The organism is Micromonospora sp. NPDC002411 (assembly GCF_053592955.1).
In genome coordinates this window covers 1-19,552 of sequence record NZ_JBSFBM010000105.1, presented here as the reverse complement: position 1 = coordinate 19,552, position 19,552 = coordinate 1, and the positions used below count along the sequence as shown (strand labels likewise).

The 19,552-nt window shown below is 72.7% G+C and carries 15 protein-coding genes; 14 read left to right on the top strand and 1 reads right to left on the bottom strand.

What is annotated here, in order from left to right; all coding sequences use genetic code 11:
* Window positions 1-139 precede the first annotated feature (139 nt).
* The 5 genes from ACWCO3_RS15005 (at window position 140) to ACWCO3_RS14985 (ending at window position 4,942) form a co-directional block, all read left to right on the top strand.
* Window positions 140-1,315, top strand: coding sequence for a cysteine desulfurase family protein (locus ACWCO3_RS15005; RefSeq protein ID WP_145785174.1), 1,176 nt, complete (start codon window positions 140-142; stop codon window positions 1,313-1,315).
* Window positions 1,316-1,383: 68 nt separating this feature from the next.
* Entirely contained in the window at window positions 1,384-2,457 is a 1,074-nt protein-coding gene (gene mnmA / locus ACWCO3_RS15000; protein WP_208745091.1) for a tRNA 2-thiouridine(34) synthase MnmA, read from the top strand.
* A gap of 37 nt (window positions 2,458-2,494) precedes the next feature.
* The gene (locus ACWCO3_RS14995) at window positions 2,495-3,499 is read left to right on the top strand and encodes a uroporphyrinogen decarboxylase/cobalamine-independent methonine synthase family protein (RefSeq protein WP_145785173.1); all 1,005 of its coding nucleotides are present in this window, start codon (window positions 2,495-2,497) and stop codon (window positions 3,497-3,499) included.
* 36 nt (window positions 3,500-3,535) lie between these two features.
* Window positions 3,536-3,901, top strand: a complete 366-nt coding sequence (locus tag ACWCO3_RS14990) for a VOC family protein (RefSeq protein WP_208745090.1) — start codon at window positions 3,536-3,538, stop codon at window positions 3,899-3,901.
* Window positions 3,902-3,931: 30 nt separating this feature from the next.
* The gene (locus ACWCO3_RS14985; RefSeq protein WP_450010396.1) at window positions 3,932-4,942 is read left to right on the top strand and encodes an ADP-ribosylglycohydrolase family protein; all 1,011 of its coding nucleotides are present in this window, start codon (window positions 3,932-3,934) and stop codon (window positions 4,940-4,942) included.
* Between the two features lie 176 nt (window positions 4,943-5,118).
* On the opposite strand, the gene ACWCO3_RS14980 is transcribed toward ACWCO3_RS14985, so the two are convergent.
* Window positions 5,119-5,655 (bottom strand): type II toxin-antitoxin system PemK/MazF family toxin, encoded by a 537-nt coding sequence (locus ACWCO3_RS14980; protein ID WP_450010392.1) that lies wholly within the window; start codon window positions 5,653-5,655, stop codon window positions 5,119-5,121.
* A gap of 320 nt (window positions 5,656-5,975) precedes the next feature.
* On the opposite strand from ACWCO3_RS14980, the gene ligA reads away from it, so the two are divergent.
* The 9 genes from ligA to ACWCO3_RS14935 all read left to right on the top strand — a co-directional run.
* Window positions 5,976-8,111, top strand: coding sequence for an NAD-dependent DNA ligase LigA (gene ligA, locus ACWCO3_RS14975; protein ID WP_145785169.1), 2,136 nt, complete (start codon window positions 5,976-5,978; stop codon window positions 8,109-8,111).
* Window positions 8,112-8,269: 158 nt separating this feature from the next.
* Window positions 8,270-10,951: a putative bifunctional diguanylate cyclase/phosphodiesterase gene (locus tag ACWCO3_RS14970; protein WP_450010391.1), complete on the top strand. Its 2,682-nt coding sequence runs from the start codon at window positions 8,270-8,272 to the stop codon at window positions 10,949-10,951.
* A 137-nt stretch (window positions 10,952-11,088) separates the two neighbouring features.
* Entirely contained in the window at window positions 11,089-11,394 is a 306-nt protein-coding gene (gatC, locus tag ACWCO3_RS14965) for an Asp-tRNA(Asn)/Glu-tRNA(Gln) amidotransferase subunit GatC (protein WP_145785167.1), read from the top strand.
* Window positions 11,391-12,866, top strand: a complete 1,476-nt coding sequence (gene gatA, locus ACWCO3_RS14960; RefSeq protein ID WP_145785166.1) for an Asp-tRNA(Asn)/Glu-tRNA(Gln) amidotransferase subunit GatA — start codon at window positions 11,391-11,393, stop codon at window positions 12,864-12,866. The genes gatC and gatA overlap by 4 nt, the downstream gene beginning before the upstream one ends.
* A 13-nt stretch (window positions 12,867-12,879) precedes the next feature.
* Window positions 12,880-14,379, top strand: a complete 1,500-nt coding sequence (gatB, locus tag ACWCO3_RS14955) for an Asp-tRNA(Asn)/Glu-tRNA(Gln) amidotransferase subunit GatB (RefSeq protein ID WP_145785165.1) — start codon at window positions 12,880-12,882, stop codon at window positions 14,377-14,379.
* Window positions 14,380-14,503: 124 nt separating this feature from the next.
* Window positions 14,504-16,852, top strand: coding sequence for an extracellular solute-binding protein (locus ACWCO3_RS14950; RefSeq protein ID WP_450010388.1), 2,349 nt, complete (start codon window positions 14,504-14,506; stop codon window positions 16,850-16,852).
* Between the two features lie 4 nt (window positions 16,853-16,856).
* Window positions 16,857-18,005 (top strand): ADP-ribosylglycohydrolase family protein, encoded by a 1,149-nt coding sequence (locus ACWCO3_RS14945; RefSeq protein ID WP_358167972.1) that lies wholly within the window; start codon window positions 16,857-16,859, stop codon window positions 18,003-18,005.
* Complete coding sequence (locus tag ACWCO3_RS14940) at window positions 18,002-19,366, top strand: ADP-ribosylglycohydrolase family protein (protein ID WP_450010385.1); 1,365 nt, start codon at window positions 18,002-18,004, stop codon at window positions 19,364-19,366. The genes ACWCO3_RS14945 and ACWCO3_RS14940 overlap by 4 nt, the downstream gene beginning before the upstream one ends.
* A partial coding sequence (locus ACWCO3_RS14935) for a PfkB family carbohydrate kinase (RefSeq protein WP_450010383.1) occupies window positions 19,363-19,552 on the top strand: 190 nt, incomplete at its 3' end. The genes ACWCO3_RS14940 and ACWCO3_RS14935, both read left to right, overlap by 4 nt.

Genomic DNA, 19,552 nt, shown 5'->3' with positions numbered 1-19,552 from the left:
TCGGCCCGCGCCCAGGTCGTGATGGAGCGGCTGCTGCAGACCCTGGTCGACACCGGCGGTGGGGAGTCCCACCCCGGCACATGGCGTGAAGCCACTCCGGCATCCGGCCCCCGACGTGTCGGCCGTACGCTGAACGGTGATGGCTTACCTGGATCACGCGGCGACGACTCCGATGCTCGACGAGGCACTGGAGGCGTACGTCGCTACCGCCCGCGAGGTCGGCAACGCGTCCTCCCTGCACGCGTCGGGCCGCCGTGCCCGCCGCCGGGTCGAAGAGTCGCGTGAACGGGTGGCCGCGGTGCTGGGCGCACGACCCTCCGAGGTGATCTTCACCGGTGGCGGCACCGAAAGCGACAACCTCGCGGTCAAGGGCATCTTCTGGGCTCGCCGAGATGCCGGCGCCGACCGCCGCCGGGTGGTCTCCAGCGCCGTCGAGCACCACGCGGTGCTGGACGCGGTCGACTGGTTGGCGCAGCACGAGGGCGCCGAGGTCGGTCTGCTCCCGGTGGACGCCGTCGGTCGGCTCGACCCGGAGGACCTGCGCGCCGAGTTGTCCGCGCACGCCGACCGGGTGGCAGTCGTCACCGCGATGTGGGCGAACAACGAGGTGGGCACCGTCCAACCGGTCGCCGAGCTGGCCGCCGTCGCCGCCGAACACGGTGTGCCGTTCCACACCGACGCCATCCAGGCGGTCGGTCAGGTGCCCGTCGACTTCGCCGCCAGCGGGGTCGCCGCGCTGACCGTCACCGGGCACAAGCTGGGCGGCCCGGCCGGGGTGGGCGCACTGCTGCTGGCCCGGGACGTGGCGGCCACGCCGCTGCTGCACGGTGGCGGCCAGGAACGTGACATCCGCTCCGGCACCCTGGACACCGCAGGCATCGTCGCCTTCGCGGTCGCCGTCGAGGCGGCGGTGAAGGGCCAGCAGGAGTACGCGGCCCGGGTGGCCGCACTCCGCGACGACCTGATCGAGCGGGTACGTCGGGCGGTGCCCGAGGTGATCTACAACGGTGACCCCGCCGACCGGCTGCCCGGCAACGCGCACTTCTCCTTCCCGGGCTCCGAAGGCGACGCGCTGCTCCTGCTGCTCGACGCGCAGGGGATCGCCTGCTCGACGGGTTCAGCCTGCTCAGCGGGGGTGGCCCAGCCGTCGCACGTACTCCTGGCGATGGGCGCCGACGACGACCGCGCCCGATCCTCGCTGCGCTTCTCCCTGGGCCACACGAGCACCCAGGCCGACGTCGACGCCGTCGTGGCGGCCCTTCCGGCAGCTGTCGAGCGGGCCCGCCGCGCCGCCGCCCTCCGTACTCCCCGCTGACCCGGTCCCCGGGGCTTGCCCGGGCTGGTGGATAGGGTTGTCCCGGGAACGGGGAAGGGAGTGGGCCGGTGAGGGTTCTGGCGGCGATGTCGGGCGGGGTTGACTCGGCCGTGGCGGCGGCGCGGGCGGTGGCGGCCGGGCACGACGTGACAGGCGTGCACCTGGCGCTGGCCCGCAACCCACAGACCTATCGGACCGGGGCGCGCGGCTGCTGCACCCTGGAGGATTCCCGGGACGCCCGCCGGGCCGCCGACGTGATCGGCATCCCCTTCTACGTGTGGGACATGGCCGACCGCTTCCACGAGGACGTGGTGGACGACTTCGTCGCCGAGTACGCTGCCGGCCGCACGCCGAACCCCTGCCTGCGCTGCAACGAGAAGATCAAGTTCGCGGCGGTGCTGGACCGGGCGGTGGCGCTGGGCTTCGACGCGGTGGTGACCGGGCACCATGCCCGGCTCGGCTCCGACGGGCTGCTGCGGCGCAGTGTCGACGTGGCCAAGGACCAGTCGTACGTGCTGGCCGTGCTCACCCGCGAGCAGCTGGACCGGTCGATCTTCCCGCTGGGCGACTCGACCAAGGCGCAGGTCCGCGCGGAAGCCGCCGAGCGTGGCCTGGCGGTCGCCGACAAGCCCGACTCGCACGACATCTGCTTCATCGCCGACGGTGACACCCGTGGCTTCCTGGCCGGCCGGCTCGGCGAGGCGCCCGGCGACGTGGTGGACGCGAGCACCGGCGCGGTGGTCGGCAGCCACAGCGGCGCGTACGCGTACACGGTGGGGCAGCGTCGCGGGCTGCACCTGGACCGGCCCGCCCCGGACGGCCGGCCGCGCTACGTGCTCTCCATCACCCCGAAGACCAACACGGTGACCGTCGGCCCGGCCGAGGCGTTGGAGGTGTCCGAGGTCCGTGCCGTTCGTCCGGTCTGGACCGGCGGCGCGCTTCCGGACTCCCCGGTGGAGTGCGAGGTGCAGTTGCGCGCACACGGCAGCGTGGTGCCCGCCACGGTCGCCCTCGACGGTGACCTGCTGCACGCCGAGCTGCGCCAGCCGGTACGCGGCGTCGCCGCCGGTCAGGCGCTGGTCGCGTACCGGCCGGACCCGGCCGGTGACGTGGTCCTCGGCTCGGCGACCATCACCGGCTGACCGCACGGCCCAGGTGCCCGCGGGATAGCCTTCGCCCGTGACAGATCAGGCGTGGCCCTGGCCGGCGGGTTCGGCAACCGGAATCGGTTCGCTGCCCGGCACCGACATCGGCGAGGCCCAGCGGGTGGTCCTCGGTGAGCTTCCGGACCTGCCCCACCTGCCCGAACTGCCGGCCCGTGGCCCTGGCGCGGACCTGATCGGCCGTTCCGCCGGCTTGCTGGTCGACCTGCCCGTCGAGGTGTACGCCGGCCGGTGGCGGGTCGCCCCGCGCCCGGGCCGCGACCTGCGCCGGGCCCTCGACCTCATGGAACGCGACCTGGACCAGCTCGCCGAGCAGGCCGAGGAGTACGCCGGGCCGATCAAGGTGCAGGCCGCTGGTCCGCTCACGCTTGCCGCCTCCCTGGAGCTGCCGATCGGCGGCCGCCTGTTGCGCGACGCTGGCGCGGTCCGCGATCTGACCGGTTCCCTCGCCGAAGGGCTGCGCGAGCACGTCGCGGCGGTGGCCCGGCGGCTGCCCCGGGCGTCGGTGGTGCTCCAGGTGGACGAACCGTCGCTGCCGGTCGTGCTGGCCGGGCGGGTGCCGACCGAGAGCGGGTTCGGCGCGTACCGGGCGGTCGACTCGGTGGACGCCGCCGCGCTGCTGCGCACTGTCGTCGAGGCGGTCGGCGTGCCGACGCTCGTGCACTGCTGCGCCCCGGACGTACCGCTGGAGCTGATCCGCTCCACCGGTGCCGTCGCTGTCGCCCTCGACCTGGACCTCGTCACCGACCTGGACCCGCTGGGCGAGGCGATCGACGCCGGCCTCGGGTTGCTGGCCGGGGCCGCGCCGACCCGACCGCCGTCGGCCGGTCGCGCTCCGACCTCCGCGCAGATCGCCGACCGGGTACGCCAGCTCTGGGACCGCCTCGGCTTCCCCCGCCGACAGCTGGCCCAGCAGGTGGTGGTCACTCCGGCCTGCGGTCTCGCCGGTGCCACCCCGGAGTACGCGCGGGCGGTGCTCGCGGCCTGCCGGGACGCCGGCCGGAGGCTCGCCGAGGTCTGAGGTTTCCTGTCGTACCCGCTGGGCAGGATGACGGTCATGATTGGACAGCTGCGTTCAGTGGTGATCGACTGCCCGGATCCGCGGGCGCTGGCGGCGTTCTACGCCGAGCTGCTCGGCATCCCCTTCGCCGAGGGTGACTCCGACGACGACTGGGTGGTGCTGGGCGGTCCGCCCGGGCACCAGCCTCGTCTCGCCTTCCAGCAGGCGCTCAACCTGCGGTCACCGGCCTGGCCGGACCCGGAGCGCCCTCAGCAGTTCCACCTGGATGTGACGGTGGACGACATCGAGAGCGCGGAGAAGGCGGCGCTCGCGCTCGGTGCCCGTCGACTGCCGGGCGAGGGCGAGGGTTTCCGGGTCTACGCCGATCCGGCCGGCCACCCGTTCTGTCTCTGCTGGGACTGACCTCGGCGTGGGTTGCGGCTGCGGGGCATGATGGCCGCCGTGATCCACACCCCCGCGCTGCGTGCCTCCGGTTCGCTCTTCGGCCTCGCCTACGGTGACGCGCTGGGCAAGCCGACCGAGTTCCTGACCGTAGCCGAGATCGAGCACCGCTACGGTCCGGCAGGTCCCCGCGAGCTGTCCGGCGAGCCGGCCCTGGTCACCGACGACACCCAGATGGCGCTCGCCGTTGGCTGGGCGCTGCACGAAGCGCCGTCGTTCACGCCGGAGGCGGTGGAGCCTCTGCTGCGGCGACGCTTCATGGCCTGGTCGGTCAGCCCGGACAACAACCGCGCTCCGGGCATGACCTGCCTGCGCGCCTGCGCCGAGCTGAGCCGTGGGGTGCGCTGGCAGGAAGCGACAGTGGCCGGGTCGAAGGGCTGCGGGGCCAACATGCGGGTCACCCCGGTCGGCCTGCTCGACGTCGACCTGGACACGCTGGCCGGGCTCGCCCAGTTGCAGGCCGGGCTGACCCACGGTCACCCGACCGGGCTGACCGCCAGCGAGCTGACCGCGTACGCGGTCTTCGCGCTACGCGCGGGCGCCACACTGCCCGAGGTGCCCGCGCTGCTCATCGAGCGGGCGTGGTCCCAGCGCCTGGTCTACCGGGAGCAGTGGCTGGGTGACCTGTGGCAGCGCCCCGGTTCGCGTTCTCCGGAGGAGTTCATCGCCCGGGGCTGGGACGAGTGCCTGGCGGTGCTGGGTCGACTGGTGGACGCGCTGGGGCAGCCGGACGACGGCGGTGACCCGTGCCGGGCCACCGGAGAGGGCTGGGTCGCCGAGGAGGCGCTGGCCACCGCGCTGCTCTGCGCCGTACGGCACGCCGACGACCCGGTCACCGTCCTGGCCCGGGGCGCGACCACCGCCGGCGACTCTGACTCGATCGCCGCCCTGGCCGGCGCGTTCGTGGGCGCGGCGGTCGGGATGGCCGCCTGGCCGACCGGGTGGGCGGACCGCATCGAGTACGCCGACCAACTCGCCACCCTCGGCGCGACCTGGGACTGACCTTCCGCGTGCCGGGGTCGGCCCGGCTGGGCCGCGTGCGAGGTCCGCCTGCCCGGTCGGTGCCTGTGATCGACTCGGGTTCCTGGAAGTCGGGGCATCGCGGGGCATGTGATGGCACGTTTTTCAGGAACCCGAGTGGATCAGCCCCCAGGGTCAGGGCTGGCGCGACGGGGTGGTCAGGCGGTGGGCAGGTGCCGCAGGCTGCGGACCTTCTTCCACAGGTCGGCGTCGCAGCGGCCGGCGTGGTCGGCGAAGGCGGCCGAGCTGAGGCGGATGGGCTCGGTCAGGCTGAGGTAGCTGTCGTGCTCCGCGCCAGGGTCCCAGTCCCGGGTGGGGATCCGCACGTGGTCGTCCCGGTCGCTCTTGTCCTGGCTGGTGATCTTCAGGACGTCGGCGCCCCGGGAGTCGGCACGAAGCACCAGGCATGGGCGCACCTTCGATCCGGTGCCATCGGCGTACGGCACGTCGGCCCACCAGATCTCGCCGGGTGCCGGGGCTTCGTGCCGGTCGGAGTCGCGCGGGCGGGGCTTGGCCGGCCGGTCGGTGCTGCGTGGTCGGGGCGGAGCCGGACGCCGACCGCCGGGGCGGTCCGGGGCGCGCCGGTCCGGGCTGCCCGGAGGGCGGGTCGACACACGGTGCCGCCAACTGTTCCACGCCCAACCGGCGGCAACCGCCAGCAGGATCGCCACCGCCCAGAGCAGCGCCTCGGGCATCCGTACCTCCGCCTCTCGGCGACCCCGAGGGTCGCACCGTCCGGCGATCGTCGCACGCCGCCGCCCAGGCCGCCCGCCGACAACGCCGGAGCGTCCCCACCACCCGGGGTGCCCTGGCTCGGTGATCGACTCCAGGTCGGCGAGGTGGGGGTGTCGGGGCGGTGGGAAGGCACCAGGTCGCCGATGTGGAGTCGATCACCGAAAGCGGGTGAGGGCGGCGTCGCTTCCGGCGCGGGCGGACGCCGGATTGTCCCACCGGCCCGATACCGTGCCGGAGTAGCGTGATCAGGGAGGTCGCAGGCGTGTCCGAAGGTGGCGGTGTGTCCGAGGAACAGATCGGTCAGCAGGTCAGCCCGGCTCAGGAGGCGGCGGCCGGGGCAGAGCCCACGCCGCAGGCCCGGGAGCGGCACGCCACGCTCAGCCAGGAGCTGACCGAGCACCAATACCGCTACTACGTGTTGGACTCGCCGACCATCACCGACTCCGAGTTCGACAGGCAGTTGCGCGAGCTGGAGGCACTGGAGGCGGAGTTCCCGGCGCTGCGGACGCCCGACTCGCCGACCCAACGGGTGGGTGGCACGTTCTCCACCGACTTCACCCCGGTCACCCACGCCGAGCGGATGCTGTCGCTCGACAACGCGTTCGCCGACGAGGAGTTGGCGGCGTGGGCCGAGCGGGTCGAGCGGGACGCCGGTGGCGCGGTGCCCTACCTGTGCGAGTTGAAGGTCGACGGGCTGGCGATCAACCTGACCTACGAGAAGGGCCGGCTGGTCCGTGCGGCCACCCGGGGTGACGGCCGCACCGGCGAGGACGTCACCGCCAACGTGCGCAGCATCCGCGACGTGCCCGGCCAACTCACCGCGTCGGCCGACTTCCCGGACGTGCCCGAGCTGGTGGAGGTCCGGGGCGAGATCTACTTCCCGGTCGCCGCGTTCGCCGACCTCAACGCGGGCCTGGTGGAGCAGGGCAAGGCGCCGTTCGCCAACCCCCGCAACGCCGCCGCGGGCAGCCTTCGGCAGAAGGACCCACGGATCACCGCCTCCCGACCGCTGCGCCTGGTGGTGCACGGCATCGGCGCCCGCCGGGGGTTCCAGCCCACCGCCCAGTCCGAGTCGTACGCGGCCCTGAAGGCGTGGGGGCTGCCGACCAGTGACCGGTGGCGGGTCGTCAGGGATCTGGCCGGCGTGGCCGAATACATCGCCTACTACGCCGAGCACCGCCACGACGTCGAGCACGAGATCGACGGGGTCGTGGTCAAGGTCGACCCGGTGTCCATCCAGGGCCGGCTGGGCTCGACCAGCCGCGCGCCGCGATGGGCGATCGCCTTCAAGTACCCGCCGGAGGAGGTCACCACCAAGCTGCTCGACATCGACGTCAACGTGGGGCGCACCGGTCGGGTCACCCCGTTCGCCGTGCTCGAACCGGTGCGGGTCGCCGGCTCGACCGTCGCGCTGGCCACCCTGCACAACGCCCGTGAGGTCGAACGCAAGGGCGTGTTCATCGGCGACACGGTGGTCCTGCGCAAGGCCGGCGACGTGATCCCCGAGGTGCTCGGCCCGGTCGTCGACCTGCGACCCGCCGACGCCCGGCCGTTCGTCATGCCGACCACCTGCCCGGCGTGCGGCACCCCGCTCGCGCCGGCCAAGGAGGGCGACATCGACATCCGCTGCCCCAACACCCGCAGCTGTCCGGCCCAGCTGCGGGAGCGGGTGTTCCACCTCGCCGGTCGCGGCGCGTTCGACATCGAGGTTCTCGGCTACAAGGGTGCGGCAGCCCTGTTGGACGCGGACGTCATCGCCGATGAGGGCGACCTCTTCCAGCTCGACGCCGAGCAGTTGTCCCGGTCCCCGTTCTTCGTCAACAAGGACGGCACGCTGGGCAGCAACGCGGTCAAGTTGTTGGACAATCTGGCGGTCGCCCGTGAGCGTGACCTGTGGCGGGTGTTGGTGGCGCTCTCCATCCGCCATGTCGGCCCCACCGCCGCGCAGGCGCTCGCCCGGCACTTCCGCTCGATGGAGGCCATCGATGCGGCCAGCGAGGAGGAGCTGTCCTCCGTTGACGGGGTCGGTCCGACCATCGCGGCCAGCATCCGCGAGTGGTTCGCTGTGGACTGGCACCGGGAGGTCGTCCGCAAGTGGGCCGAGGCGGGCGTACGGATGGCGGAGGAGGCGGTCGACGAGGGTCCGCGCCCGTTGGAGGGGTTGACAGTGGTGGTGACCGGCACACTGGCCGGCTTCTCCCGGGACCAGGCCGCCGAGGCCGTGCAGAGCCGGGGCGGCAAGCTCAGCGGGTCGGTCTCCAAGAAGACCAGCTTCGTGGTCGTGGGGGACAACCCCGGGTCCAAGGCCGACAAGGCGGCGAGCCTCAAGGTGCCGGTGCTGGACGAGGACGGGTTCCGGCTGCTGCTGGACGCGGGTCCGGACGCCGCGCGGGAGGTCGCCCAGTTCGGCGAGTGATTCCGGCGGCACGGTTGCGGAGACGACTGGCGGCGTATACCAACTTAATTACGACTACGACCGATTCGTGACTGTCATACCGGGAAACCGGGGGCTGAGGGCGTTTCATTGGGTCACGGCGTACCGCAGCGGCACGCCGACGGTCGTCGGGAGGTGTGGTGGAGGCCGCCGATCCACGCAACTCGCTCCCCCCGGGGCGGGCGACGCCGTTCGCCACCTTCGTCGTCGGCATCCTGGTGGTCGCCGCGCTGACCGCCGCCGTGCCGCTGGCGAAGCTTCCCGGCGAGGTCTCCGGGCTGCCGGTGGCGTTCTGGACGATGGCCGTGCTCGCTGTGGTGTGCGACGCCCGGCCGTTCGTCCCGCCGGGGCGTCGGCAGACCTCAGCGGTGTTTCCGTCCACCTGCTTCACCTTCGCGATCCTGCTCGGCTGGGGCCTCGGCCCCGCCGTGGTGGTACAGGCGGTCGGGGTGATCGTCTCCGGTTGGCGGATGCGACACGCGGCCTGGCGGACCGCGTTCAACGTCGGCCAGTACGCGTGCGCCCTCGCCGCCGCGTACGGGGTGATCCAGCTCGGCCCGGGCACCATCTTCTCCGGCGGTCGTCTGCACGGGACCGACGTGGCCGCTGTCGGCGGTGCCACGCTGGCGTGGTTCGTCGTCAACTACGGGCTGGTCAGCTGGGCGGTGCGGTTGCGTTTCGGCGACCGGTGGTGGCCGACCCTCCGTCAGGGCCTGGGCTTCGAGTTGCTCTCCACCGGTTCGCTGTTGCTGCTCGCCCCGGTGCTGGTCGCCGCAGCCCGGGTCAGCGCGGCGTTGATCCCGCTGGTGCTGGTGCCGCTGTTCGCGGTCTACCGGATGGCCCGGCTGACGGTCGAGCAGCAGCACCTCGCCGCCGCCGACCCGCTGACCGGGCTTCCCAACCGCAAGGCGCTGCTGGCCGAGGTGGCCGAGCAGGTGCACCTGCACGCCGAGCGGACCGCCCGTGGCGAGCCCGACGGTCAACTGGCCCTGCTCCTGATCGACCTTGACCGTTTCAAGAACGTCAACGACGCCCTCGGTCACGCGGTGGGCGACCGGCTCCTGGTCGAGGTCAGCGCCCGGCTCGCCGACGTGCAGCCCCGGCCACAGATGATCGCCCGTCTCGGCGGCGACGAGTTCGCCATCGTGATGACCGGCCTGACCGACGTCGGTCAGGCACGGGAGTTGGCCGACCGGGTGGTCCAGGCGCTGGCCGAGCCGGTGCCACTCGACGGGCTGCCGTTGGACGTCGGCGGTTCGATCGGGATCGCGCTCTTCCCTGAACACGGCGAGGACTTCGCCACGTTGATGCGCCACGCCGACGTGGCGATGTACGACGCCAAGCACCGCAACGACACTGTCGCCGTCTATGCTCCCGAGTCTGACCACAACTCCGCCGAGCGACTCGGCCTCCTCGCTGACCTGCGCCGGGTGCTGGAATCCAGCCCGTCGACGGACGAGCCGCTCGCCGCCGAGCGGGAGGGGCAGGCCACCGAGCCGTTCGCCGCCGAGCAGGAGATGCACGGTTACGGCGAGGGCGCGGTCGAGCAGGCCGACGGGAACGGCCGGGACTTCGTGCCGAGCGGCGTCGAGCGGGTCGACGTACCCCTGGGCGCGACGGCCGAGGTGCGCGGCGGTGACGGGGCGGCGCTGCCCCTCGGGTCCCCGGCCGAGCCCACACCACACGCGGAGCCGGCATCGGCGGTCGCCACCGCGCCACCGGCCGGTCCCCGCTGGTGGGGGCGCCGTCGCCGCAACGACGCCGAGCTGGTGCACGCCGACGAGCTGATCAACCGGATCGCCACCGGGGCCGACCCGATCCGGGGCCGAAGCTCCCGTGCCTCGGTCGCCGGCACCCGCTCGGGTTCGACCCGGGAGCGACGGGCCGGAGCGGGCAACGGCCGCCGGGTGCCGAACGCAGGCGTGCTCCCCGCCAGGGGCAACGGTGGTCCCTGGCCACGACGTGACACCGGACCGGGCACGACGGGGCAGGCGCCCGGATCGACCGGGTGGGCGCACGTGGACGGGAACGCGCCCGACGACGCCGGGGAAATCACGATGTACTACCAGCCGCAGATCGCCATCGCTACCGGTGAGGTGGTCGGGGTCGAGGCGCTGCTGCGGTGGCGGCACCCCCGCCGGGGCATGGTCGACCCGGAGGAGCTGATCCGGGTCGCCGAGCAGAGCGCGGTGATGCGCCTCCTCACCCGCCGGGTCGTCGACGACGTCGTGGAGCAACTCGCCAAGTGGTCGGCGGCCGGCATCGGCCTGCGCGCGGCGCTGAACGTGAGCGTGCGGGACCTGCACACCGGCGAGATCGCCGACCAGATCGCCGACCGGCTGTCCCGCTACCAGGTGCCGGCCGAGCGGTTGCAGGTGGAGATCACCGAAGGTGCCCTGATGGCCGACCCGCGCCGGGTGCTGGCCACCATCTCCCACCTGCACCGGATCGGCGTGGCCATCGCGCTGGACGACTTCGGCACCGGCTACTCCTCCCTGCAACACCTGCGCCGGTTGCCGCTGTCCGAGGTGAAGGTGGACAGGTCGTTCGTGCTCGGCATGGCCGACGACGACGATGACGCCGCGATCGTCCGGTCGATGATCGAGCTGGCCGGCGCGTTGGGGCTGCGGGTGGTCGCCGAGGGCGTCGAGGACGAGCGGACCTGGCGGATGTTGCACGCCGCCGGCTGCGACGCCGCGCAGGGCTGGTTCTACGCCCGGCCCATGCCCGCCGAGGAACTGGTCACCTGGCTGGCCCGGTACCGGCCGGTGCGCCCGAGCGGCCCCCCGCAGTCGGACACCGGTCGCCGGCCCACCCGCTGACCCGGCTGTCGGGAGGGGGAGTCGGGGACGCGGCACCGGAGCGGAACAATAGACTCGCTCCGGTCACCGCGCGTCACGCTCCACCCGCCGCGCGGCAGGCACACCGCCGACCAGCAGGACATCAGAAGGGGGCACGGATGGCCGCCATCTCCCGCGAGGAGGTCGCGCACCTGGCGCGCCTGTCGCGGCTCGCCGTCACCGAGGAGGAGCTGGACACGTTCGCCGGCCAGCTCGACGTGATCCTCCAGGCAGTCGCCCAGGTCGGCGAGGTCGCCGCCGCGGACATCCCGCCGACCTCGCACTCGGTGCCGCTGACCAACGTCTTCCGCGAGGACGTCGTCACGCCGTGCCTGACCCCGGAGGAGGCGCTCTCGGGCGCACCCGACGCCGAGGACCAGCGGTTCCGCGTACCGCGGATCCTGAGCGAGGACGTGGCCTCATGAGTGATTTGATCAAGATGACCGCGACGGAGATCGCGTCCCTGGTCGCCGGGGGCGAGACCTCCGCCGTCGAGGTGACCCAGGCCCACCTGGACCGGATCGCCGCCGTCGACGACCGGGTGCACGCCTTCCTGCACGTCGACACCGACGGCGCGCTCGCTGCGGCCCGCGCTGTGGACGAGCGGCGGGCAGCCGGCGAGGAGTTGGGCCCGCTGGCGGGTGTGCCGGTCGCGGTGAAGGACGTGCTCGCCACCCGGGGCGTCCCGACCACAGTGGGGTCGAAGATCCTGGAGGGTTGGCGCCCGCCGTACGACGCGACGATCGTGCAGCGTCTGCGCGACGCCGGCACCGTGATGCTCGGCAAGACCAACATGGACGAGTTCGCCATGGGGTCCTCCACCGAATACTCGGCGTACGGCCCGACGCACAACCCGTGGGACCTGACCCGGATCCCGGGCGGCTCGGGTGGTGGCAGCGCTGCCGCGCTGGCCGCGTACGAGGCGCCGCTGGCCATCGGCTCGGACACCGGCGGCTCGATCCGCCAGCCCGGCGCGGTGACCGGCACCGTGGGCGCGAAGCCCACCTACGGCGGCACCTCCCGCTACGGGCTGGTCGCCTTCTCCTCGTCGCTGGACACTCCCGGCCCGTGCGCCCGCAACGTGCTCGACGCCGCCCTGCTGCACCAGGTGATCGGCGGGCACGACCCCCGGGACTCCACCTCGATCCCGCAGCCGGTTCCGGATGTGGTGGCGGCGGCGAAGCTCGGCGCGACCGGTGACCTGACCGGCGTTCGGCTCGGCATCGTCAGCGAGTTCGTCGGCGAGGGCGCCGAGCCGGGTGTGATGACCGCGTTCCGTGAGTCGGTGGACGCGCTCGCGAAGATGGGCGCGGAGATCGTCGAGGTGTCCTGCCCGACGTTCGCGTACGCGCTGCCGGCGTACTACCTGATCGCCCCGAGCGAGTGCTCCTCCAACCTGGCCCGGTTCGACGGTGTCCGGTTCGGCCTGCGGGTCGGCGACGACGGCAACCGGTCGCTGGAGGAGGTCATGTCGCTGACCCGGGAGGCCGGCTTCGGCCCGGAGGTCAAGCGCCGCATCATGATCGGCACGTACGCGCTGTCGTCGGGTTACTACGACGCGTACTACGGGCAGGCACAGAAGGTCCGGACGCTCATCACGCGGGACTTCACCGCCGCGTTCGAGCAGGTCGACGCGTTGATCTCGCCGACCACCCCGTCGGTGGCGTTCCCGATGGGCGCGCGGACCGCCGACCCGTACCAGATGTACCTGGCCGACCTGTACACGATCCCGACCAACCTGTACGGCGGGCCGGGCATCTCGGTGCCCTGCGGGCTCTCCGAGGGGTTGCCCGTCGGTCTGCAGGTGATGGCCCCGACCATGGCCGACGACCGGATGTACCGGGTGGCCGCCGCGCTGGAGTCCGCCATCGGCACGTTCACCCCACCGACGTTGTGAGGCAGGAGCCCAGATGACCACGACACTGCCCGCGTACGACGAGGTCGTCGCGCGCTTCGAACCGGTGATCGGCCTGGAGACCCACGTCGAGCTGGGCACGAACACCAAGATGTGGTGCGGTTGCCCGACCGACTTCGGTGGCGAGCCGAACACCCGGGTCTGCCCGGTGTGCCTGGGCCTGCCCGGTTCGCTGCCGGTGGCCAACAAGGCGGCGATCGAGGCGATCATCCGGATCGGTCTGGCGTTGAACTGCTCGATCGCCGAGTGGTGCCGGTTCGCCCGGAAGAACTACTTCTACCCGGACATGCCGAAGAACTTCCAGATCAGCCAGTACGACGAGCCGATCTGCGTCGACGGTTACCTGGACGTCGAGGTGGGCGGCGAGACGGTGCGGATCGAGATCGAGCGGGTGCACCTGGAGGAGGACACCGGCAAGACGCTGCACGTCGGCGGTGCCACCGGCCGCATCCACGGCGCGACAGAGTCGCTGGTCGACTACAACCGGGCCGGCATCCCGCTGGTCGAGATCGTGACCAAGCCGATCACGGGCACCGGCGCGCTCGCCCCCGAGGTGGCCAAGGCGTACGTCGCCGAGCTGCGCGACGTGATCCGCACCCTCGGCGTCTCGGACGTGCGGATGGAGGAGGGTTCGCTGCGGTGTGACGTGAACACCTCGCTGAACCTGCCGGGCGCGGAGTGGGGCACCCGTACCGAGACGAAGAACGTCAACTCGTTGCGGTCGGTGGAGCGGGCGGTCCGCTCGGAGATGCTGCGGCAGGCGTCGGTGCTCGACGCGGGTGGCCGGATCACTCAGGAGACCCGCCACTTCCACGAGGACACCGGTGACACCACCCCGGGTCGCTCGAAGGAGACGGCCACCGACTACCGGTACTTCCCGGAGCCGGACCTGGTGCCGATCGCCCCGGACCCGGCCTGGGTCGCCGAGCTGAAGGCCGCCCTGCCGGAGCTGCCCCGGGTGCACCGGCGTCGGCTCCAGGAGCAGTGGGGCCTCTCCGACCTGGACATGCAGTCGGTGTTGAACGCCGGCGCGGTCGAGCTGATCGAGGCCACCGTGGCCGCCGGCACCACCCCTGCGGCGGCCCGTAAGTGGTGGCTGGGTGAGCTGTCCCGCCGGGCCAACGAGAGCGGTGTGGAGCTGGCCGAGATCGGCGCCACCCCCGCCCAGGTGGCCGAGCTTCAAGGGCTTGTCGACGCCGGCAAGCTCAACGACAAGATGGCCCGCACGGTGCTGGAGGGCGTGGTCGATGGTGAGGGCTCGCCCACCGAGATCATGACCAGCCGGGGCCTGGAGGTCGTGTCGGACACCGGCGCGCTGACCGCCGCAGTGGACGAGGCGATCGCGGCGAACCCCGGCATCGCCGACAAGATCCGCAGTGGCAAGGTCGCCGCGGTCGGCGCGCTGGTCGGCGCGGTCATGAAGACCACCCGTGGTCAGGCCGACGCGAAGACGCTGCGTGAGCTGATCCTGGAGCGCCTCGGCGTCCAGGGCTGAGAGACCGACCCGGAGAAGGCCGCCGCCGCGACCCGGCGGCGGCCTTCCGCCACCCCCTGCCGACCGAGCGGCCACCCCGCACCCCTCGCGAGGGCGTCAACGGCGACGCCCGGATGGAGCCACCGTGACCCAGCACGACCTCGATGTCCTCGACGAGATCCAGCGGCGGGTGCTCTGGCTCGCCACCCGGATCGTGGACGCCGCCAACCACGACCGGGCCACCGGCGACGGTGTGAAGGTCGGCGGCCACCAGGCGTCCAGCGCCTCCCTGGTCACGGCGATGACCGCGCTCTGGTTCGCGCACCTGGACGCCGAGGACCGGGTCGCCGTGAAGCCGCACGCGTCCCCGGTGTTCCACGCCATCCAGTACCTGCTCGGCAACCTGGACCGCTCCTACCTGCCCCGGCTGCGGGCCCGTGGCGGCCTCCAGTCGTACCCGTCGCGCACCAAGGACCCGGACGAGGTGGACTTCTCCACCGGTTCGGTCGGCCTCGGCGCGGCGGCGCCGCTCTTCGCCGCCGCCACCCGGCGTTACGTCGACGCGCACTTCGGGGCCCGCCCGCACTCCCGGTTCGTGGCGCTGATCGGCGACGCCGAGCTGGACGAGGGCAACATCTGGGAGGCGGTCGCCGACCCGGCCACCACCGGGCTCGGCAACGTCATGTGGCTCGTCGACTTCAACCGCCAGTCGCTGGACCGGGTGGTGCCGGGCATCCGGATCAACCAGTGGCGCGGCCAGTTCGAGGCGGCCGGATGGCACGTCGTGGAGGTCAAGTACGGCCGTAAGCTCGCCGAGGCGTACGCCCGGCCGGGTGGCGAGGCGCTGCGCGACTGGATCGACGCGATGCCCAACGAGCAGTACCAGTCGCTGTTCGGGTTGGCCGGCCCGGCCCTGCGCAAGCAGTTCCTGGACGGCGCTCCGGCCGGGATCGCCGAGCTGATCGCCGCCATCACCGACGAGGACCTCGGCCCGCTCGTCACCGATCTGGGCGGGCACGACCTTCAGGCGATGCTCGACGCGTACGCCCAGTGCGACGCGGTCACCGACCGGCCCAGCGTCGTCTTCGCGTACACAGTGAAGGGTTGGGGTCTGCCCATCGCCGGCAACCCGCGCAACCATTCCGCGCTGCTCAGCACCGAGCAGGTGGACACGCTGCGGGCCGCGCAGGGCCTCACCGCCGAGACCGAGTGGGACCGCCTCGACCCGGCGTCACCGGCCGGCATCCGGGCCGGCGCCCTCGGCGCGCTCACCGCGTGCGGTGCCGGCGGCGGCGACGAGGCCACGTCCGGCCCGGTCAAGCTGCGCTTCCTCAGCCTCGCCTGGCAAAAGGAGTCGCTCCAGGTCAACAAGGACCTCGTCGCCACGTGGAACGCCGAACACCCGGACATCCAGGTCGAGTACGTCCAGGGTGACTGGAACTCCGTGCACGACCAGCTCCTCACGTCGTTCGAGGGGGGCGACGCGCCGGACATCGTGCACTACGAGGCGTCCTCGATCGGCGAGTTCAGCAAGCAGGGCTACCTGGCCGACCTGTCCGACCTGGTCTCCGACGACCTGAAGGGTCAGATCGACAAGGGCATCTGGGACACCGCCACCGTCGACGGCAAGGTCACCGGCGTGCCGTTCCTGCTGGAGTCGCAGGTCGTCATCGCCAACAAGAAGCTGCTCGACGCCGCCGGTGTAGCGGTGCCGCCAGCCGACAGCGGATGGACCTGGGACGAGTTCCAGACCAACGCGCAGAAGCTCACCAAGCCCGGCCAGTACGGCGCGGCCTGGGCGCTGAAGTCGCCGACCAACCGGGTGCTCAACCTGGCGCTCAACTACGACGGCACGTTCTTCTACGGCGACGGCCGGCGCGCCGAGGTCAAGGTCGGTGACGGGGAGAAGGAGATCCCGAAGCGGATCCACGACATGCTCTACACCACCAAGTCGGCCTCCCCGGAGGCGCTCGGCATGAGCGGCGCGGACACCCTGCCCGGTTTCTTCGGCGGCAAGTACGCGATGCTGCCCGGCTCGGTGTCGCTGCGTCAGCAGATGGTCGAGCAGGCGCCGGCCGGCTTCGAGTGGGTCACGCTGCCGCCGCTCAAGGGACTCTCCGCCAAGCAGGCCGCCAACCCGCAGACGCTGTCGGTCTCCGCGGACAGCAAGCACAAGAAGCAGGCCGCGCAGTTCCTCGAGTACTTCCTGAACCCGACCAACATGGCCGCGTTGGCCAAGGGTGACTGGCTGGTGCCGACCGGCAAGCAGGCCAACGAGGAACTGGTCAAGCTGACCGCCGGCAAGCAGGGCTGGGACGTCGCGGCGGCCAGCGCCAAGGACCTGACCGTCGCCCCGTTCCAGCAGGCCGACGGCTACCCGGAGTGGAAGACCAAGTACGCCACCCCGGCTCTCCAGCAGTACTTCGCCAACAAGATCACCATCGATCAGCTCGGTACGCAGTTGGTCGACGGTGGCAAGCAGGTTTCGAGGTAACGACATGTCACTCTTGCTCGACACATCGGTCGGTTGCCTGGTCGGTGCCGCGGTCGGAGACGCCCTGGGTGGGGCCACCGAGACGGCGCTGCCGGAGCAGATCCGTGCGCGCTTCGGCGGCTGGGTCGAGGGCATCGTGCCCCCGTACCACGCCGACTGGGCCACCGCGCGACCGCTCGCTCCGTACCACAAGGGCGACGGGCACCTCACCGACGACACGTTGATGACCCACGCACTGGTCCGCGCGTACGCGGCCAAACGGGACCACCTCGACGCGTACGACGTGGTGGAGCTGTTGGTTCCCGACCTGATCGAGCGGGTGGTGTACATCCCCGACCTGGAGCGCGACGGGGTGACCTTCCACCGGCTCGCCGCTGCCGAGCGGTGGCTGGTCACCCGTCTGCACCACGCCCACGCCGACCCGCGTGAGGCCGGGGTCGGCAACATCGTGAACTGTGGCGCGGCCATGTACATGGCGCCGGTCGGCATCGTCAACGCGGGCGACCCGGCCGGGGCGTACGCCGAGGCGGTGGAGATCGCCGGTGCGCACCAGCACAGCTACGGGCGGGAGGCCGCCGCCGTCTTCGCGGCATCGGTCGCGGCGGCCGCGACCCCCGGCGCGGGCGTCGAGGACGTCGTCGCCGCAGCCCTGGACCTGGCCCGCGACGGCACCCGCGCGGCCATCGACGCGGTGGTCAAGGAGGCTCGCGGCCACAGCGACTGGAAGCAGGCCATTCCGGCGCTGCGGGCGGCGGTCGCCCCCTACGACACGGTGGGGGAGGAGTACCGCAGTCCCGGGTTGGGCGCGCGGCGGCCCAGTCGTCTGCACGCCATCGAGGAGCTGCCGGTGGCCCTCGGCATGCTCGTGGTGGCCGGCGGTGACTTCCGGGCGGCGGTGCTCGGGTCGGTCAACTACGGCCGGGACGCCGACTCGACAGCCACCATGGCCGCCGCCATCGCCGGGGCGCTGGGCGGCGCGGACGCGGTGCCCGCGGAGTGGTCCGAGGTGATCGCCACCGCGTCGAAGACCGACCTGGTGGAGCCGGCCCGGGTCCTCGCCGCGGTGGCCGGCGAGGTCTTCGAGCGCGACCAGGCCCGGTTCGCCCGACGGGCCGACCGCTTCGCCGCGCTGGCGCAGGAGCCGACCCGGTGAGGATCACCTGGGTGCAGCCGGAGGACCTGCTGCCGCACGAACTGGCGGCCAGCCGGGACGAGGGACGCGACGTCGCCGCGCTCGCCGCGCGCTGGACGGCGGCCGGCGGGGACCTCACCCCGCCGGTCAGCGGGGCGTCGCCGAACCCGGCGGCACCGGACCTGCGGGCGCTCGCGGTGGAGCTGCTGGACGCCGCCGACGCGCTGCCCACCGTCAACGCCGCCGACGAGCCGGACGACCTGGCCACGCTGCAAGCCGGCTGGCCGGCCGGTTGGTCGCTGCCGACCGAGGCGAGCTACGACCGGTTGCACGGCGCCTGGCTGGGCCGCGCGGCCGGCTGCCTGCTCGGCAAGCCGGTGGAAAAGATCCCGCGCCACGGGATCCGGGAGATCCTGGTCGCTACCGACAGGTGGCCGCTGCGTGACTGGTTCACCGCGAAGGGACTCCCGGCCGACGTCGCCGCCCGCTGGCCGTGGAACCGGCGCAGCGCGCCGACCAGCCTCGCCGAGAACATCGACGGGATGCCCGAGGACGACGACCTGAACTACCCGCTGCTGGCCCTGCGGGTGCTGGAGACGCACGGTCGGGGTTTCACCAGCGCCGACGTGGCGCAGGCGTGGCTGGTCTGGCTCCCCGGCGGACGGGTCTTCACCGCCGAGCGGGTCGCGTACCGCAACCTGCTCCTCGGGTACGCGCCGCCGCAGAGTGCCCGCCGGCACAACCCGTTCCGGGAGTGGATCGGCGCGCAGATCCGCACCGACGTGTACGGCTGGGTCAACCCCGGCCAGCCGGACCGCGCCGCCGAGCTGGCGTTGCGCGACGCGGCCGTCAGTCACGTCCGGGGCGGGGTGCACGGTGCGATCTGGGCCGCCGCGCTGGCCGCGGCAGCCCCGGTCGCGGACACCGTGGACGAGGTGCTGGACGCCGCCGAGGCGATCCTGCCGCCGCGCAGCCGGTTCGCGGCAACGGTCCGCGAGGCCCGCGCCCTCGGCGCGGGGACCGACGACTGGGAGGCCGTTGTCGACGAGCTGTACGCCCGGCACGGCCACCTGCACTGGGTGCACGTGCGCAACAACGCCGCGCTGGTGGCCGCCGCGCTGGCGTACGGCCGGGGGGATCTGGAGCGGTCCATCACCGCGGTGGTCAGCGGCGGCTGGGACACCGACTCGACCGGCGCGACCGTCGGTGCGGTGACCGGTGCCCTCACCGGCGCGTCCGGACTGCCGGCCCGCTGGGTGGCGCCGCTGCGCAACCGGCTGGCCAGCAGCATCGGTGGCTTCGACGGGATCGGCTTCGACGAGCTGGCCCAGCGGACCCTCGCCCTGGCGGAACAGGGTGGAACGGAAGGGAGCGTGGCATGAGCGCACGCGTGGCGGTGGTGGGCAGCAGCAACCTGGACCTGGTGGTCACAACGTCGCGGCTGCCCCGCCCCGGCGAGACGGTGCTCGGCGAGAACTTCCGGACCGTGCCCGGCGGCAAGGGCGCCAACCAGGCGGTCGCCGCCGCACGGGCCGGGGCGGCCTGCGACTTCGTGGGTGCGGTCGGCG

Coding starts and splice junctions, on each gene's coding strand:
- gatC (WP_145785167.1), top strand. CDS start 11,089: ATGGCCGCCATCTCCCGCGAGGAGGTCGCGCACCTGGCGCGCCTGTCG.
- ACWCO3_RS14990 (WP_208745090.1), top strand. CDS start 3,536: ATGATTGGACAGCTGCGTTCAGTGGTGATCGACTGCCCGGATCCGCGG.
- gatA (WP_145785166.1), top strand. CDS start 11,391: ATGAGTGATTTGATCAAGATGACCGCGACGGAGATCGCGTCCCTGGTC.
- gatB (WP_145785165.1), top strand. CDS start 12,880: ATGACCACGACACTGCCCGCGTACGACGAGGTCGTCGCGCGCTTCGAA.
- ACWCO3_RS14980 (WP_450010392.1), bottom strand. CDS start 5,655: ATGCCCGAGGCGCTGCTCTGGGCGGTGGCGATCCTGCTGGCGGTTGCC.
- ACWCO3_RS14945 (WP_358167972.1), top strand. CDS start 16,857: ATGTCACTCTTGCTCGACACATCGGTCGGTTGCCTGGTCGGTGCCGCG.
- ACWCO3_RS14985 (WP_450010396.1), top strand. CDS start 3,932: ATGGCCGCCGTGATCCACACCCCCGCGCTGCGTGCCTCCGGTTCGCTC.
- ACWCO3_RS15005 (WP_145785174.1), top strand. CDS start 140: ATGGCTTACCTGGATCACGCGGCGACGACTCCGATGCTCGACGAGGCA.